Below are 16252 nucleotides of genomic sequence, written 5' to 3'. Positions count from 1 at the left end.
AGCTTTTTAAGCAATACGTCATCTTTTCATTTCACCATTTTTTGCTTGGAAAGTTTTGCTGCAAGTTTTCTTAATGTTATTAAATTCTTTTCATAATGTTTATTTCGCCCCTTAAGTAAATTAGTCAATCGTTGCTGAAATAAACACTCCTCAAGCAGATTCTTCTGCTTACTGGCAATTTTACGTGCTTCTGAATACAACCATAATGCATTATCCAAAGGATCTTTGCGTCTAACTCTTTCATCCTGAACAATCCACTTTTTCACATACAGCATTGCAGCCGACATATCCTGATCCATCAGATTTTTAAGTACATCTAGATCATAATTTTCTGATTTATCTGTTTCGTACATCTTGTGATCTAAACGTAAGACTTGCTCATTTCGCTCTTTAGCGTATTGCCATCCTAGTGGCAGGGGTTCGGGCGGTACAAAATCTTGTTGCTCTGTTAATCGTACTGTTCCACGCTCAATGACTTTGGCAATTAAAGCAACCTTGGTCAGTTCTTTTTCATGAGGATAGTCAACAAAATATTGGTCAAAAACAATTTGAGCCTGTTCTTGTCTATTAGCAGCAACCAATGCTCGGACTGCTTTATCTAATAGTTGGATAGAACCCAGAGGGCGTAGAGCAAGAAGCTCAGCCAGTAAACCATTTTCAATAATAGTGTTTGCAAATAATTTGTGATACCTCAATGCTTCTATAAATAGATCAGCCTTTTCATTCACCTCCGTCGCTAACTCAGCATCTAACTCAGCTTTCTTTAACTTGGACTCAATCTCATTTCGGTGACTTAAAGCTTCCATATTTAAGCTTCGGCTCATATTTTGACGATTAACCAACTGATCACCATATTTTGAAAAAAGCTTTTCCTCTTCTTCTAATGCTTGGTTTTCTGATAATTGATCAAGTACGATTCTAACGTTGTATTGATTATTTAGATATTTTTCAACATACAAATCCCAATTTAAATCTCGACCTTTACGCCACGCTCTATCACCACATCCCTTGCCAACATAAAATACTTCACCTGATAATGTTTCATGTACATAAACGTAATACTTATAATCCATTGCTTTTCCTATAGTTGATGTCCATTTTTCTAATTATGAAACATAGAATATAAATAGACCATGTTTATAACAAGTAAGTCTAACTTTCACCCTATTTATTGATATTTTCCCCACTATTCTTTCTCATTTTTATTTCTATTTCATAGGCAGAAATCATGTGAGGAAGATACTTACTTCTGGATTAGAATCTTATTGAGGAAAACTCCATATTCGGTATCCAATATTGCTGATTATTGATCAAGACGTTAAAACCATCTATTTCAACATTCATATCAACTTTATCTACACGATTACAAATGTTTTTATCCAATCCATGAAAATATCCCAAACACAGTCTCACCCAGGTTAACTCATCAAAATTTTCTGTTGGATTTTTCATCATTGTTAGTAAATCTTTTTCTAACTTCTTCAAATTACTTTTATTTTTCGATTCTTTATCCAACATTCTTGTTGAGTTCAACTGAGTATCATAATTTTTATTTAGAAAGTTAAGAAAGCCTGTTAATGCCGCTGCTTGTCCTGGTGATTGATATAAGTAATGTTTCACATGCCACATCGTAGGTAAGTCTAATCGAGACTGATTAACCAATTGCATTAATGCGGAGGCTGGTTTCATGGCTAAACGGGTCGAGCGAAGAGTGGTGTTACCCAGTTGCATTTTATTTTTTAAATATTGATCATATTCCTGAAGCACTTGGGCAGACAAGGTTAATTCTGGGGATGACTTTACCAACCTCTCCAATTGATCCAATTCTGAACACTGATCTTTTAATTCAGTATTGATTTCTAGTTTATACATTGAAACTAACCATCGCATTGGTAGCTCATATTTGCGTAGACCGCTTGCTCTTAGTCTGTGTAATAAAGGGACATAATCTGGGATCTGATCTCTCCAAAGATTATTGGTCTTTTCAAAGAACTGAATGTGTTTATGAATTAGCAATGCAGCCTTATGTGGTCCTACCTCATGATCAAGCCAATTCATATATTCTTCAAAGTAACCTTTAACACTTGGATTCACTAATGTATTAACTAGTTCTTTAATCCTATTGCCCAATATTCTTCGCCATGAACATGATTCACAATATTTTCCACATCCAGCAGGAATTTGTTGCTGACAGGTTAAACATTGAAGTGGTGGACAGCATGAACATTTTTTACAAAGCATTTTGCCTGACACAGCATCCTGTTCAACCGACCTATATCTTCTACAACTTTGGCATGTCTGGTAATCACGGGTTGCACACTTTGTGCAAACTCTTAAATTATCCTCAAAACGGCTGATACGAGACAAACGTTGTGATGCCACGCCACATCGTTCACAAGCTTGAAACTCTCTAAAATAAACTGAGCAGCTATTACAAACAGGTCCTTGTTCCGTTATTTTGCCTACAGGGTAATCAATACGTTGACATCGAATACAGGGACGGTTAGTTTCACATTTTTGGCAAACAGCCAATTGATCAGTTTTGTGCAATCTTGAGCTTTTACCACATGATGGGCAATCCTGTTTTTTAAAAACTCGTACATAGCATTTATGGCAATAATTTCGCTGTTTATAGCATCGATGTATCTTTTCAACCGCATCACCACATTCATCACACTGAGGCATGGAGTTTCCCTCCAAAGGTTATCCTAATTTTCTTTTTAATCTCAAAAACTTTCGTATTACAGCCTCCTTACTTTTAGGTTTCAGGGGATCAACCAATGCTCTCTTTGGAGGGTAATTCCGATAAACCGAACCTAACTGTTCTTCAATAGGTCTTAATATGGCTGGCAACTGGTTTCTCTTATCCCAAAATGAAGATCTGTTCATATTTAAAGATTGTGCTGTTTCAATAAATATTTCTAGGGGAATGATGAGTAATTGAAAAATACAGGAAAATAGCCTTTCCCTCTCGATAACTTGAAGTTGGCTAATAACCAATCCATTCGAGATAAGCTCAGAATGGGGTACCTGAATCTTGAGTTGTTCAAGAAAAGCCCATCCTTTTCCAGTTGATGAACTAGCTAGAACTTTTCTAATAAATTGTGAAAATAACTTAATCACCGTTAACCAATCATTTAGTGAAATCAAATTATCCTGATAGGTTGCACGGCCTTGTTCCAAGAATTGATCAAAGATTTTTTGGAATGCCAAGGCATGACAATCCATAAAACGTTCATTAACCTCCAATAAGCTTTTTTTACATATTGAACAGCAAGTCATAACCTGATCAGGGGCTTCAAGACGCCTAGGTTGAATGGCATTATGACAATGCGGACACTGATCATGTAAACGCTGATTATGTTTCATACAGCCTGTATGCCAGGCAAAGCGCCAAGGCAAACGGAAATAGGCAACATCATCCTCAGACAAACACTTAGGACAATATTGCCAGCCACCTCGATGCTTGCGGTTTCTTGTACCTAATACCAGATACCATGAATCAAGGGTTCGATTATCCAAGTTATATTTAAATAAGAAATTGCTAAGCGTAGCTGAATCAAATTGGCTTTCATCAATTTTTGTTGTATTGACCAAGGCCCGTAAATGCTCTGAGCTTAAACCTCGATCTACATCTACTGACCAAATTCGCCATTTAGGCCAGAGTACCCCAGTTAGACTTAATGGGTCACAACCACTATCGAGTGCAGCACGTATCAACCATGAAGACAATGCCTCATCTTTCTGTAAAGTCGTGGGGATAAACCATGAATGGACTTCTGTTGTACCTATCATACCTAGTCCTCCACATGGCTTATTTCACACTTTCTAGTAAGCTACGGTCGATAAACTCCTGACCAGAAACAATAGCTTTCTTTGCAGCTTCCCGTAAAATCGTTCGCAGATTACCTAAATTTCCATCGGTAATATCATGTAGATATTTTACTGTTGCTGGCTCAGCTAGTTTGGAAGCCTGTTTGAGTGGAAGAACTTTTTCAAACTTATTTACCATGGCCTGAAAGTCCTTATCTAGTTTCCATAAGGGCAAATTAACCACACGAAAACGGCTTACATGCTGTGGATCAGTACGCAGGACACTAATCGCTTCTTCTGTACCAAACCCAACAATGGGTATCTGTGTTTCATTACACAAATACTTAATTGCATTCATTACTGTTCTTTGCTTAATCGGGCTGCCACATAATAAAGAATTCATTTCGTCGATAATGAGGAGTTTTACCTCGTAAAGTTTAAGGCAATGAACCACTTGGTAACGTAGCTTCGCAACAGGGTCTCTTTCTCGAAAGGGAACCCAGAACTTATCAAGAATAGCCATATACAAAGCTTTTTCATCAGGTGAAACAGGTGCCTGCACAACAATTACAGGTTTTACTGCATTATTTTCTGCATTGACATAACCCTCCCCATACAGCTTAAAGAACTGATTAATAATTGAAGTCTTACCATTATTTGGCTTACTCAATACCAGTAAGTTGGGCATACGGCTCCGCTTCGGCAGGGTCAGGAATCCTTTCAATTGGTCTAGTAAGTTATTGGCTGCTGGATACCCAATCCATCGGTCCTCTTCCAGGAAGTAGAGTCTGTCCTCATTAGACTGTTCCACAATAGGGCGAAACTCTTGAAAAACATGTGAATAGTTAGTCATGAAATATCCTCATCATTTTCCAGCTCATCGAGAGGCAATAAACCATATACGCTTTCAAGCTGTTGCTCCAAAATCGTACTCTCTTGTTGAGGTTTTTTGCCCTGAATTGACGCAGGGTTAACACTCTGTCGGTGTTGGGTACTGCGCTGATGTGATCTGCGAGCCCGTCGAGTTTTTGTGCTTGCTTCCTGAACACGTTCCCGAAGTTTAGCTAGAGCCTGTCCAAGTTCATGATCTTTTAGATATTCGCCAGTTTCCTTTTTTAGTTCCTGAATCTTTTTGTGTTCCCAAATACTAAATGGTGGAATACTTTGATCAGCTAAAGGAACCTTAAAATAATTTTTGATTTCGGGATCAAAGAACCATATCTCACTAATATTCCTTGGATCACGCCTAAAGATAAATTTACGTTTTTCTTTTTGATTATCAGGATCTACGGCATTAATCCAACCTCTTAGCACATCAGCATAATAAGCAAGGCCATCGATTGTTACACCTGTTGTTTGAATCGTCCTTTCAAAACTTGGTAGAAAATCAAGAAAGAAATTATGATCATTTGCAGGCAATCTGGCTGCTCCAGAACCTAACGTGTTTTTATCGCCAAAAATACCCAACTCAAAAGCATGTAGTGGCGAAGTACCTAAAGCGGAATGCTTTCTTTTATGGTAAACATTACAGATAAAATCAATCAACCAGTCCTCAAATTCGGAGAATGTGAAAACTGCTTCTGTATCTGAGTTGTAGCCTTTTCTTTCAAAAATATTTGAAAAAGTTGTTCCTGGAACTGCATGAATATCGGTTGCAAATGTTCCCATCAAACGTTCAATGTGGCCACCAAAACGTGGTTTTTTAACTGGTCTGTATTCCAGACGAATGTCATGGGCCATACAAGCATTTCTAAAAGTTTCTGAGTGAAACTCAGATCCATTATCGACATGAATAGTGTTCATAATTCCCCAGACAGGCCATTCAGCTTGTATCTTGCGCGAAGCTAGCCATTTCTCTTTAGGCAGTACTGCTTGAGAAACACTCATTGCAATCGACATAACAGAGGGAGCATCCAATGATAAGTAATAACCTACAACTACCCTCGAATAGACATCAATTGCCAATGTAAGAAAAGGTCGTCCTATAGGGCACCTGCTAAAATCATCAACCAGAATAAGATCAACGGGTGTATGGTCAATCTGTACAACGGCAAGTGGATAATCAGCATGAGGGAATTTCCCTGCGGCAGGTGTAAATTTGTTATCGGCCTTTTCCTTATGTCCCCTCTTACGAAGAGAGTCTTTCTGGCTAATCGCTGCAATACGATTTCTTACTGTATTGGCATGAGGCACCTCTAGGATATGGTATTCATGACATAAGCGTTTCACTTCAAGTACAACTTTTTGAACACTTATTCTTTGATTAGTTAAGTATAAATCGTTGATGGCTTTTTCAATGATTGCTTCAGCATGTTTATTAATTATCTTCTTGCCTTGTGGCAATCCCTCTTTTCTAGGTCGCAATCCATCAATAGTTCCATATGCTTTATAAATTTTTAACCATCTATATATGGTGGCTGGATTTATATCATGTGCCTGAGCACGTAATTCTACTTCCTTACGACCACTCACACCTCCCTCAATGAAAGGACGGATGATGTTGAAACGTCTTTCAGCCTCAATCCAGTCTTTATCAGCGATGAGCTCTAGATCTTCATGCTGTTCCACAGCTATTGACGGCCTTAATTCACTGATAGCCGCAATATTTTTCCTACCTGTATTATTGTTTTCAACAAAAACTGATTTCAGGTCAATGACTTCAATAATCGTATGAGGAATCCCTTTTATCTGAACAGGTTCCCCAGCAGCTATTTTGATATTCACACGCCTATCATTCATGATAAACTCCCACTTACCCAGAGTTCAGTAGATGGCTGTAAAGGTGCACTTAAATCGCAAACCAGATAACCATGAGCAACTAAATACCAGATTTGACTAATTCCATTTGCTCGGTCCCATTTGCCAAGAAAATGTCTGGCTAATAGAGTCTCAAAAGTTACTACTTCTCGATCTCTCACATAATCCAATAAGTGCTTTGAATCAGCAGGGGGAAATTCCATCTTTCGGTACTTTTGTAAAAACATGGCATTCGACCATAACTGGTCCCGAATACGACCCTCATGTGCAATATGAAATTTCCAACCCTCTTCTTTGCATACCCTCATGGCAGCACGATATCTAGCTTTCCATAGATGTAAATTAAGTTGCAATTCATCTGTAGGTTTTACTTCAACCAGTTTAGGTGCAATAAATGGAAGAAAATCATCATGCTTATAAGTTACCAGGTAGTCAGGGGTGTAAACTCGTTTCTGCCCATTATCAAAATACTCAATCGTAAAGGGTTGAGATTCAACAGCAAGAACATTAGGGTCAACCTCTAATCGAATGAGAAAATCGCGTTCCAGTGTTGATTCAAAGGCCACTGCCGAATCTTTTTTAAAAGGGTATAAACCAGATACACTAATCCGTGTATTACCAATTTTTCTTCGAGCTGGTACGATGTTAACGGTGTCGCATGATTGATTGTTCATTCTGGGTTCCGTTGCATAGTTCTTTATAAAATTTGTCGCATAGTTATTTGTAAAAAGCAGTCTAAGTCATTGACCCTAGCTCATATTGTCGCATAGTTCTTTGGAAATGACAGTGGCTCACAACCCAAACCTGGAGAAATTACTTTGGCACATCATGGTGTGCTTTTCTTAGATGAGCTACCAGAATTTGACCGAAAAGTACTTGAGGTATTAAGGCAACCACTTGAAAGTAAAGAAGTAACTATCTCAAGAGCTTCTGGGAAAGCTATTTTTCCTGCGGACTTTCAGCTCATTGCTGCTATGAATCCTTGTCCATGTGGTTATTATTTTAATCAAGACCAACGTTGCCAATGCAGTATAGATCAAATCAAACGCTATCAAAATCGTATTTCAGGGCCACTACTCGACCGTATAGATTTACATATAGACGTACCACCTATGAGCTATCAAGACATGCACATTGAGCAAGCCTCTGAAAACTCAGATACAGTACAAACACGTGTTCAACTGGCTTATCAGCAACAAATCAAACGTCAGAACAAACAAAATCAATCATTAAAAACCAGTGAGTTAGAGCAATATTGTTTATTAGACCAGCAGTGTCAACGTATGTTATCGCTTGCCCAAGAAAAACTGAATTTATCTGTCAGAGGTTATCATCGCGTGTTACGTGTGGCCCGAACAATTGCTGACTTAGACGGCATGCAATATATTCAGAGCAAACATTTATCAGAAGCACTGTCCTACAGAACACTTTTTGAATAAAAAAACACCCTCATATTTGAGGGTGTTTTTTAACATAAAAATATTAGAATGTTTTTGTCAGACTAAACATTGCACCTGAATCAACGGCACGGTTTGCTGCACCTGTGTAACCATCAATGGTTGAGCCTACAGCATCTAGTTCAGCAGTTAAGCCAGCCACTGATTTAAATCCGTATGTGACACCCACTTTCCAGTCTACAAAGTTATCATCATTCCCATAGATTTCTGCATTTGCTTTGCTATAGCCAACACTTGCTACACCACCAAAGCCTGTATCAGCAAATGGGGCTGTATATGCCAAGTTAAAGTTCCAATTTGTGACATCTTTACCCATGCCATCAGACGTTGAATTTCCACCATACTTGTAGGTATAAGCAACGCTTGGTGTCAGTAAATCACCTTTAATGATCGCATCAGCAAAACCAAGTTTTGCATAAAATTCTGGGTAATTTAAATCACTTGCACTTGGGTAATTATAATATGCAACACCAACATCTAAATTGGGTTTAATCTGCCCAAGTGCAATTGGTGTTGTAAAACCTAAGGTTGGGTCTAGCTCTAAATGTGCAGGGCTACCGCTACCAAAATTCACATTTGAAGCAAATACATTAAAATATAAACCCGAAGTGTGTGCTAACGTAAATGTACCTTGCAATGCTGGGTCATTTTCCGTTTGAGATTGACCACGAAAGCGATAGTCAGAAGCAAGCGTTGCTGCACCGCTAAAGGTCAAGCCATATGCTTGAAGTGCATTATCTTGTGCCATAACCAGCCCTGAAGCCGTTGCAAGCAATGATAAAGTTACGATTTTTTTAATCATGTTGACACCCTTCTATAGTTTAACCACATGACAAAAATAACAAAGACCGCACCAACAACACAAGTATTTAAAAAAAATTACATTTTTATTGCAAAATAAAACAAGTTGGTATAATTCTTGAATATTAAAATGATGACTATTTTACCAAAAATATTGAAAAAAACCTGACAAATTGTTAGGTTAACTTCTTTATATGGTAAATAAATTTGTAAATGAGATTTTCTTTGTTATAAATTGTTTAGTCTTTCTGTTACCTTACTGTGTTTCGATTAGCTCAGAACTACAGTCCACCTTCGGGGATATAAATGCCAAAAATACACAAAAAACTCGCACTTGCATTGGTTGTAAACGCGGCAATACTTTCAACTGCAACAGTACATGCTAGCGAACAAAGTGAAGCAAAAGGCTTTGTTGAAGATGAAAAAGGATCTATTCTATTTCGTAATGGCTGGATCTACCGCGACAGAACAGGTGGACGTGCAGACACAAATTCATGGGGCCAAACTGCAATTGTTAAAGTAGACTCTGGCTATACCCAAGGTCTTGTAGGCTTTGGTGCAGGCTTAATTGGTGACTTCTCTTTTAAACTAGGCGAAAATAACAAAGCTGGCAACCAAATGCTTTATGCAAATGGCCAAAAAAGTGACCAATGGACACGTGGTGGTGCAAACATTAAAGCACGTGTTTCAAACACAACCGTTGTGTATGGTACGCAATACTTACAACTTCCTGTACTTGCAAGTAGCGACTACCGCTTAACCCCTGAATATTTCACAGGTACATTAGTAACAAGCCGTGAAATTAAAAACCTTGAATTAACCTATGGTCACTTCACAAAAGACCAAGACGTAAACCAAATTTCAAGCGATGGTAACCACTTAAAACGTGCTGACGTTTGGGGTGCAAGCTATAAATTCACAGATGCATTAAGTGGTTCATACTTTGGTTCAAAACTTGAAGATGCTTTAGAGCGTAACTTCTTAAACTTAAACTATAAAATGGCTTTAGCAAACAATGCATCGTTAACACTCGATGCAAGTGGCTACCATACCAAATATGATGCTGGCATCTACAGTGCTTTATCTTACCCAACTGGTGCTAAAGATACGACCAAAAAGAACAACTTTTGGGCAACATCTGCAACTTATAACCAAGGCCCACATACTGGTATGTTAACGTACCAACAAAGCAGTGGTAACGTAGGCTACGACTACGGCGTTGCTGGCGATGGTGGTGCAACATTTGCTTTACCTAACTCATACTTCTCTGACTACAACGGCAATAGCGAAAAATCTATGCAAGCGATGTACTCAGTCGATTTAGGTCAGTTCGGCGTACCTGGTTTATCTTGGACAACTGCCTACCTATACGGTTGGAACATTAAAGTTGATGGCCAAAGCAAAAAAGGCACTGAGCACGAAATCTTTAACCAAGTTAAATACACAGTTCAAAGTGGTTTTGCAAAAGGCTTGAGCATTAAGTTACGTAACTCAACTTACCGTGCAAACGATGCGTACAAATCTTATGCAGGTAATGCAAGCGATTGGCGTGGCTTCATTGAATACACTGTGAACTTCTAATCTAGAATCACGTTATATTTAAGCAAAAAAAAACCTACACAATGTGTAGGTTTTTTTTGGACTAAAATTATTTAGCCGCTTCAATGGCTTTAAGTACTTCAGCTTTAGCAACATCAGCACCTTCCCAGCCAGAGATCTTAACCCACTTACCAGGCTCTAAATCTTTGTAGTGTGCAAAGAAGTGTTCAATTTGGTTCAGCAGTAACTGAGGTAAATCCGTGTACTCTTGTACATCTTTGTACAAAGGTGAAAGTTTTTCGTGTGGTACAGCAATCAGTTTTGCATCAATACCACCGTCATCTTCCATTTTTAATTTACCAACAGGACGGCAACGAATGACAGAACCTGGTGCAACTGGGTGTGGTGTCACAACCAATACATCAAGCGGGTCGCCATCTTCAGACAAAGTATTTGGTACATAGCCGTAGTTTGCTGGGTAGAACATTGCTGTACCCATAAAACGGTCTACAAATAAAGCATCTGAATCTTTATCAATTTCATATTTAATTGGTGCTGCATTTGCAGGAATTTCAATAATGACATAAATATCATTTGGTGCATCTTTACCTGCAGGGATATTGTTATAGCTCATTTCAATACTCTATATGACAGTCAAACGGATTACGTCATAAATTATACATTTTACCACCATGATTTTTAACTGCTTTTTCAAACATTCATAGGGTATTGCAATCGTATGACGTAGCTCTTCGCCATACTATAGCTGATAAATCTAGTTTTTTCTGTACCTGAACATATCTTAACGACATGATATGACACTATATTGACAAAAGTCGTTATGAATTCTGTCAAAACCATCACACTGAGTTTAACCGAATCACTAAAATCAACAGTAAAATTGGACATGCCATAGAAAGAAACCATACGATGGTGCGTAGTTTACTCCAGTTTGCCAAATAGCAAATTCCGTAAATTATTCGCAGAACAATATACATCGAACCTAATTTATAAATAAAATATTGGTTTACAACCATATACTCTGCCATTAATACGGCAGCAATAAATAACGGTAAACTTTCAAAGCTATTTTTTTGGACTGCATCTGCTCGAGCAGCGAGGCCTGTGGTTTTTGCAAGAAAATCTCTAGGGTTCAAATTGTCTTTAAATTTAAAACCACCCACAACTTTTGCAATGACTGTAAATACGTATGGCAGTAAACAAGCAATCAGAATAATATAAGCCACTGTACTGATGCTTTGCATAATCATTGTATTGTCATCTCGATGAAATTTATCTATTGTTGGCTATCATATCATGGCTTTTTGATGATTTTTTCGGTTAAATATAGCAATTTGTATATAGGGAAGATATGTCTAAACAAGATCAAGATGAGTTACTCATTGCCTTAGCACAGCACAGTAACGCTCAGAAAAAATTAGATCGTATTTTATATATTGTCTTACCTATTATGGCTTTTTTAATTAGTGTCATTTGTGCCAATCTAAATTGGCAATCTACAGTGGCAACCTTTGTGGTACTGACCATTGCATTGATTGCGGTAGGAATCAAACGCTTGCCGCTACTGCTGTGTATGATCGTGGTCCTTTTATATTGCCTGTTAGATAACTTTTTTAGTTATGGTACATTTGCAATGACACCATTTAAAATGCAAGCAGGTACGATGATCAGCTTTATGGTCATTATACATTTTGCTCGCCCTCGCCTAGACCAGCTCATGCAAAATAGTCAACCATAAAAAAAGACCGAAGATATCGGTCTTTTTTATCGGGCTTTATTTTCTAAGCTCTTTACGCAAAATCTTACCTACAGGTGACTTTGGCAGTTCATCTATAAATTCGACATAACGTGGGCGTTTGTAGCCTGTTAAATTACTTTTTGCATAGGCCAAAATTTCTTCTGTGGTGAGGGATGGATCTTTTTTCACCACAAATAATTTTGGTGCTTCACCTGATTTCTCATCAGGCACACCAATCACAGCCACTTCTAACACTTTCGGGTGATGCGAAACCACTTCTTCAATTTCATTTGGGTACACGTTAAAACCTGACACCAAAATCATGTCTTTTTTACGGTCTACAATTTTAATGTAGCCTTTTTCATCCATGACACCAATATCACCTGTACGGAAAAAGCCATCTTTTGTCATGACTTGCTCTGTTTCATCAGGACGTTTCCAATAGCCCTTCATGACTTGAGGGCCTTTAATTGAAATTTCCCCCTGTTCACCTAAAGGTACTTCTTTGCCATCATCATCTAACAATGCAACGTCTGTGGTTGGTAACGGAATACCAATCGTGCCCGTAAATTCTTCAGATATTGGTGGATTAAATACCACGGCTGGCGAAGTTTCAGATAAGCCATAGCCTTCATGAATAATAATACCTGTGTATTTTTTCCATGCAGCTGCCGTTGCAGGCAGTACTGGCATACCACCACCAACAGCAATTTGCATTTGGCTATGGTCAAGTTGCTTAAATTCTTCATTATGAATCAGCGCATTAAACAAGGTATTCACTGCAGGAAAGAGCGTAGGCTTAAATTTACCAATTTCTTTCACCAAAGCAGGTAAATCGCGCGGATTAGGTATCAACAGATTGGTTGCACCTTGGCACAGTGCATAAAGCTCACATAAGGTGAAAGCAAAAATATGATACAACGGCAAAGCGGCTAAGAAACGGTATTCGACATGTGGCAGTGTTCTAAACTTGCTGTCAAATAGGTTGCGAATTTGTAGCATATTGGCCACAAGGTTGCGGTGTGTTAACTCTGCCCCTTTCGATACACCCGTAGTACCCCCCGTATACTGTAATAAAGCAGTATCGGCTAAATTTAACGATGGGCGTTTATATTGGCTTGGATTAAATTGGCTCTGTGCATCATTAAATGAAACAGCTCCTGGAATATTCCATTTTGGAATTTGCTTACGTATTTTACGTAAAACAAAGTTCACTACATTGCCTTTAACAAAGCCTAGCATATCGCCAACTGTGGCAACCACCACATGTTTAACAGGTGTTTTACCAATAATTTTTTCGTATACAGAAGCAAAGTTTTCAATAATTACCAAAGTATCTACATCTGCATCATTCAGCTGATGTTCTAACTCACGTGCTGTATAGAGTGGATTAACATTGACCAATACACAGCCTGCACGCAATACACCTAAGCTTACCACAGGGTATTGCAAAACGTTCGGCATCATAATCGCAACACGATCGCCTTGTTTCAGACCAATACCTTGCAGATAACAGGCAAATTTACGGCTTTCCTCTTCTAATTCTGTATAAGAAATGGCTTTATCCATAAAGATAAAAGCTTGTCGTGAACCGTATTTTTGAAAGCTACTTTCGAAAAGATCGAGCAATGAAGTATTTTCTGGAGGCAAGTTAATCTCATTTTGGATCCCTGTCTTTTCCAACTCACTAAACCATCTCTTTTCCATAATTCTGCTCACTTCAATTCCAAATACGTATGTTGCTGTCTGACAATTTATGCTTCATGTGCTTATTTTTTACTACCGTAGCTTAGCTTCAGGCTAAACAAAATAACTGATGTGCTTTTTGGTAGCCTCTTGGTAAAATATGGCCTTTACTTGCACGCTTGGCAACATATTTCTGTAAGTCGTCACCTTTTAGTTTCAGTTTTTGCTGTCCTGCGGTGACTTCTAGCGTGTCTGACAATGCTAGAAGCTGTGCTGCAACAATGGTATCTTGCACATCTAAAGCCATTAACTTATTGCCTTTGCCTTTATTTAGCATTGGCAATTCTGCTAAATCGACCACCAATAAACGCCCTGCAGAACTTAAAAGTGCCAAATGGGTCTGCTGTTGCACCACTTGAAGCGGAAAAATTTCAGCATTTTCAGGCAATGTTAAAAATGCTTTTCCTGCTTTCGCATTGGTATCTAAGGCCTGTGCTTTGGTATTAAAGCCAAATCCTGCCGAGCTGAGTACTGTGAGGGCTTGTTCATCGTCTGCAATCAGAAGTTGTTTAAAACGCACCCCTTGCGCAGGTGACAAACGAGATGTTAATGGCTCACCCAAACCTCTTGCCGAAGGCAGTGTAGAAATATTTAAAGCATAGCTACGACCTGTATCATCAAGCACATAAACTTTTTGATTACTTTTTCCAGAGGCGTGACTTAAATATTGATCACCTGCTCTATAATTTAGTTTTTCTGCGTCAACATCTGCACCTTTGGCAGACCGTATCCAACCTGCTTGCGACAATACCACGGTGACGGCTTCCGCAGGAATAAAGTCTTGTTCTTTTAACTGTACTGCATCGGCACGGGTCACGATTGGCGATCGACGATCATCACCAAATTTTTTCGCATCAGTTTTCAACTCATCAATAATAAGATTTTTAAGTGACTCAGGGTTTTCTAATTGCTCACGAATAATAGCTGCTCGTGCAGACAATTCATCTTGCTCTTGTCGAATTTCCATTTCTTCTAGCTTGGCCAAATGGCGCAGTTTCAGCTCTAAAATGGCTTCCGCTTGAATTTCATCTAAATTAAAGTGTGCCATCAGTACAGGTTTTGGCTTGTCTTCTTCACGAATAATTTTGATGACCGTGTCTATGTCTAAATAAGCAATCAAAAGCCCTGCTAAAATGTGTAAGCGTTTTTCAATTTTATTTAAATGATACTGTAAACGGCGTGTCACGGTATTTTTTCGTATTTCTATCCACTCAAGTAAAATTTGGCGAATAGATTTCACTTGTGGGCGACCATCTGCCCCAATCATGTTTAAGTTAACACGATAGCTACTTTCTAAGTCAGTCGTAGCAAATAAATGGCTCATAACCATGTCTGCATCTACACGGTTTGAACGCAACACAATGACTATACGGGTTGGGTTTTTATGGTCAGACTCATCTCGAATATCGGACACCCATGGTAACTTCTTACCCTGCATTTGGTCAGCAATCTGAGTAATCACTTTTGAACCAGACACTTGATATGGCAGTTGTGCAATGACAATTTCATTTTTTTCAAGTGTGTATGTGGCACGCATACGGTAGCTACCACGCCCTGTGCTTTGTATTTTTAAGAGCTCTTCTTTTGGCGTAATAATTTCAGCATGGGTGGGCAAATCTGGGCCTGGAATATACTCAGCAATTTTGGTATCTGTTAAATTTGGGTTACGGATTAAAGCAATGGTCCCTTTAATCACTTCACGCAAGTTATGTGGTGGCACATCGGTTGCCATACCCACCGCAATGCCTGTTGTACCATTAAGCAAAATATTGGGCACACGAGCAGGTAAATTAATGGGTTCTTTCATTGAACCATCAAAATTATCTTGCCACTCACACGTACCTTGCCCTAATTCAGAGAGTAATAATTCACTGTACTGTGAAAGTTTGGCTTCGGTATAACGCATGGCCGCAAATGATTTTGGGTCATCTGGTGAACCCCAGTTGCCTTGCCCTTCTACAAACGGATAACGATAACTAAAAGGCTGTGCCATCAGCACCATCGCTTCATAACACGCCGAGTCGCCATGTGGGTGATACTTACCTAATACATCACCCACTGTACGTGCAGATTTCTTAGGCTTACCACTGTTTTTTAACCCAAGCTCACTCATCGCATATACAATACGGCGTTGCACAGGCTTAAGCCCATCACTAATATGTGGCAATGCACGATCCATAATCACGTACATGGCGTAATTTAAATAGGCTTGTTCGGTAAACTCAGCAACTGAACGGTTTTCAGTTGCATGCTGATGAAGGTTAGACATAAGGACAACAGCCAGTATATTACTTTTAATCTGAGCCTATGCTAGACCGTGCGATGCAAGCGATCAAGTATTTGTTCTATTGTCGTCAATTTTTATCGATTTTATGTGCAG

Annotated in this window: 13 protein-coding genes and 1 pseudogene; 3 read left to right on the top strand and 11 right to left on the bottom strand. The window is 38.7% G+C overall.

Annotated features, from left to right (window positions below; genetic code table 11):
- Positions 1-26: 26 nt before the first annotated feature.
- From I2F31_RS08710 to I2F31_RS08685, 6 genes are all read right to left on the bottom strand, one after another.
- Entirely contained in the window at positions 27-1073 is a 1047-nt protein-coding gene (locus tag I2F31_RS08710) for a GIY-YIG nuclease family protein (protein ID WP_195768612.1), read from the bottom strand.
- A gap of 181 nt (positions 1074-1254) precedes the next feature.
- On the bottom strand, positions 1255-2685 hold the full coding sequence (locus tag I2F31_RS08705; protein WP_195773771.1) for a hypothetical protein: 1431 nt from the start codon (positions 2683-2685) through the stop codon (positions 1255-1257).
- 18 nt (positions 2686-2703) lie between these two features.
- Positions 2704-3795: a TniQ family protein gene (locus I2F31_RS08700; protein WP_195768614.1), complete on the bottom strand. Its 1092-nt coding sequence runs from the start codon at positions 3793-3795 to the stop codon at positions 2704-2706.
- Between the two features lie 19 nt (positions 3796-3814).
- Positions 3815-4666 (bottom strand): TniB family NTP-binding protein, encoded by an 852-nt coding sequence (locus I2F31_RS08695; RefSeq protein WP_195768615.1) that lies wholly within the window; start codon positions 4664-4666, stop codon positions 3815-3817.
- On the bottom strand, positions 4663-6552 hold the full coding sequence (locus I2F31_RS08690) for a Mu transposase C-terminal domain-containing protein (protein ID WP_195768616.1): 1890 nt from the start codon (positions 6550-6552) through the stop codon (positions 4663-4665). The genes I2F31_RS08695 and I2F31_RS08690 overlap by 4 nt, the downstream gene beginning before the upstream one ends.
- Positions 6549-7244 (bottom strand): heteromeric transposase endonuclease subunit TnsA, encoded by a 696-nt coding sequence (locus tag I2F31_RS08685; protein ID WP_032047828.1) that lies wholly within the window; start codon positions 7242-7244, stop codon positions 6549-6551. Before I2F31_RS08685 ends, I2F31_RS08690 begins: the two co-directional genes overlap by 4 nt.
- Positions 7245-7358: 114 nt before the next feature.
- Here I2F31_RS08685 and I2F31_RS08680 point away from each other — a divergent pair.
- Positions 7359-8009: pseudogene (locus I2F31_RS08680) on the top strand (ATP-binding protein); the annotation flags it as partial.
- Positions 8010-8052: 43 nt separating this feature from the next.
- Here the strand turns inward: I2F31_RS08680 and I2F31_RS08675 are convergent.
- Positions 8053-8829, bottom strand: coding sequence for a TorF family putative porin (locus I2F31_RS08675; RefSeq protein WP_195768617.1), 777 nt, complete (start codon positions 8827-8829; stop codon positions 8053-8055).
- 305 nt (positions 8830-9134) lie between these two features.
- Between I2F31_RS08675 and I2F31_RS08670 the strand changes: the two genes are divergently transcribed.
- Positions 9135-10409: an OprD family outer membrane porin gene (locus I2F31_RS08670; protein WP_195768618.1), complete on the top strand. Its 1275-nt coding sequence runs from the start codon at positions 9135-9137 to the stop codon at positions 10407-10409.
- Positions 10410-10476: 67 nt separating this feature from the next.
- Here I2F31_RS08670 and ppa read toward each other — a convergent pair whose 3' ends face one another.
- Together ppa and I2F31_RS08660 are read right to left on the bottom strand one after the other, a co-directional pair.
- A complete protein-coding gene (ppa, locus tag I2F31_RS08665) occupies positions 10477-11001 on the bottom strand; it encodes an inorganic diphosphatase (protein WP_195768619.1) in 525 nt (174 codons plus the stop codon).
- 226 nt (positions 11002-11227) lie between these two features.
- Positions 11228-11632: an MAPEG family protein gene (locus I2F31_RS08660; RefSeq protein WP_195768829.1), complete on the bottom strand. Its 405-nt coding sequence runs from the start codon at positions 11630-11632 to the stop codon at positions 11228-11230.
- A 107-nt stretch (positions 11633-11739) separates the two neighbouring features.
- Between I2F31_RS08660 and I2F31_RS08655 the strand changes: the two genes are divergently transcribed.
- Positions 11740-12126, top strand: coding sequence for a hypothetical protein (locus I2F31_RS08655; RefSeq protein ID WP_195768620.1), 387 nt, complete (start codon positions 11740-11742; stop codon positions 12124-12126).
- A 36-nt stretch (positions 12127-12162) separates the two neighbouring features.
- Here the strand turns inward: I2F31_RS08655 and I2F31_RS08650 are convergent, their stop codons facing one another.
- Entirely contained in the window at positions 12163-13833 is a 1671-nt protein-coding gene (locus I2F31_RS08650) for an AMP-binding protein (RefSeq protein WP_195773769.1), read from the bottom strand.
- A gap of 88 nt (positions 13834-13921) precedes the next feature.
- Positions 13922-16141, bottom strand: a complete 2220-nt coding sequence (gene parC, locus I2F31_RS08645) for a DNA topoisomerase IV subunit A (RefSeq protein WP_195768622.1) — start codon at positions 16139-16141, stop codon at positions 13922-13924.
- Positions 16142-16252 lie beyond the last annotated feature (111 nt).

Source organism: Acinetobacter rathckeae, assembly GCF_015627125.1.
Lineage (GTDB): Bacteria > Pseudomonadota > Gammaproteobacteria > Pseudomonadales > Moraxellaceae > Acinetobacter > Acinetobacter rathckeae.
The sequence above is the reverse complement of the archived record's forward strand: the minus strand, read 5'-3'. Positions and strand labels throughout refer to the sequence as shown.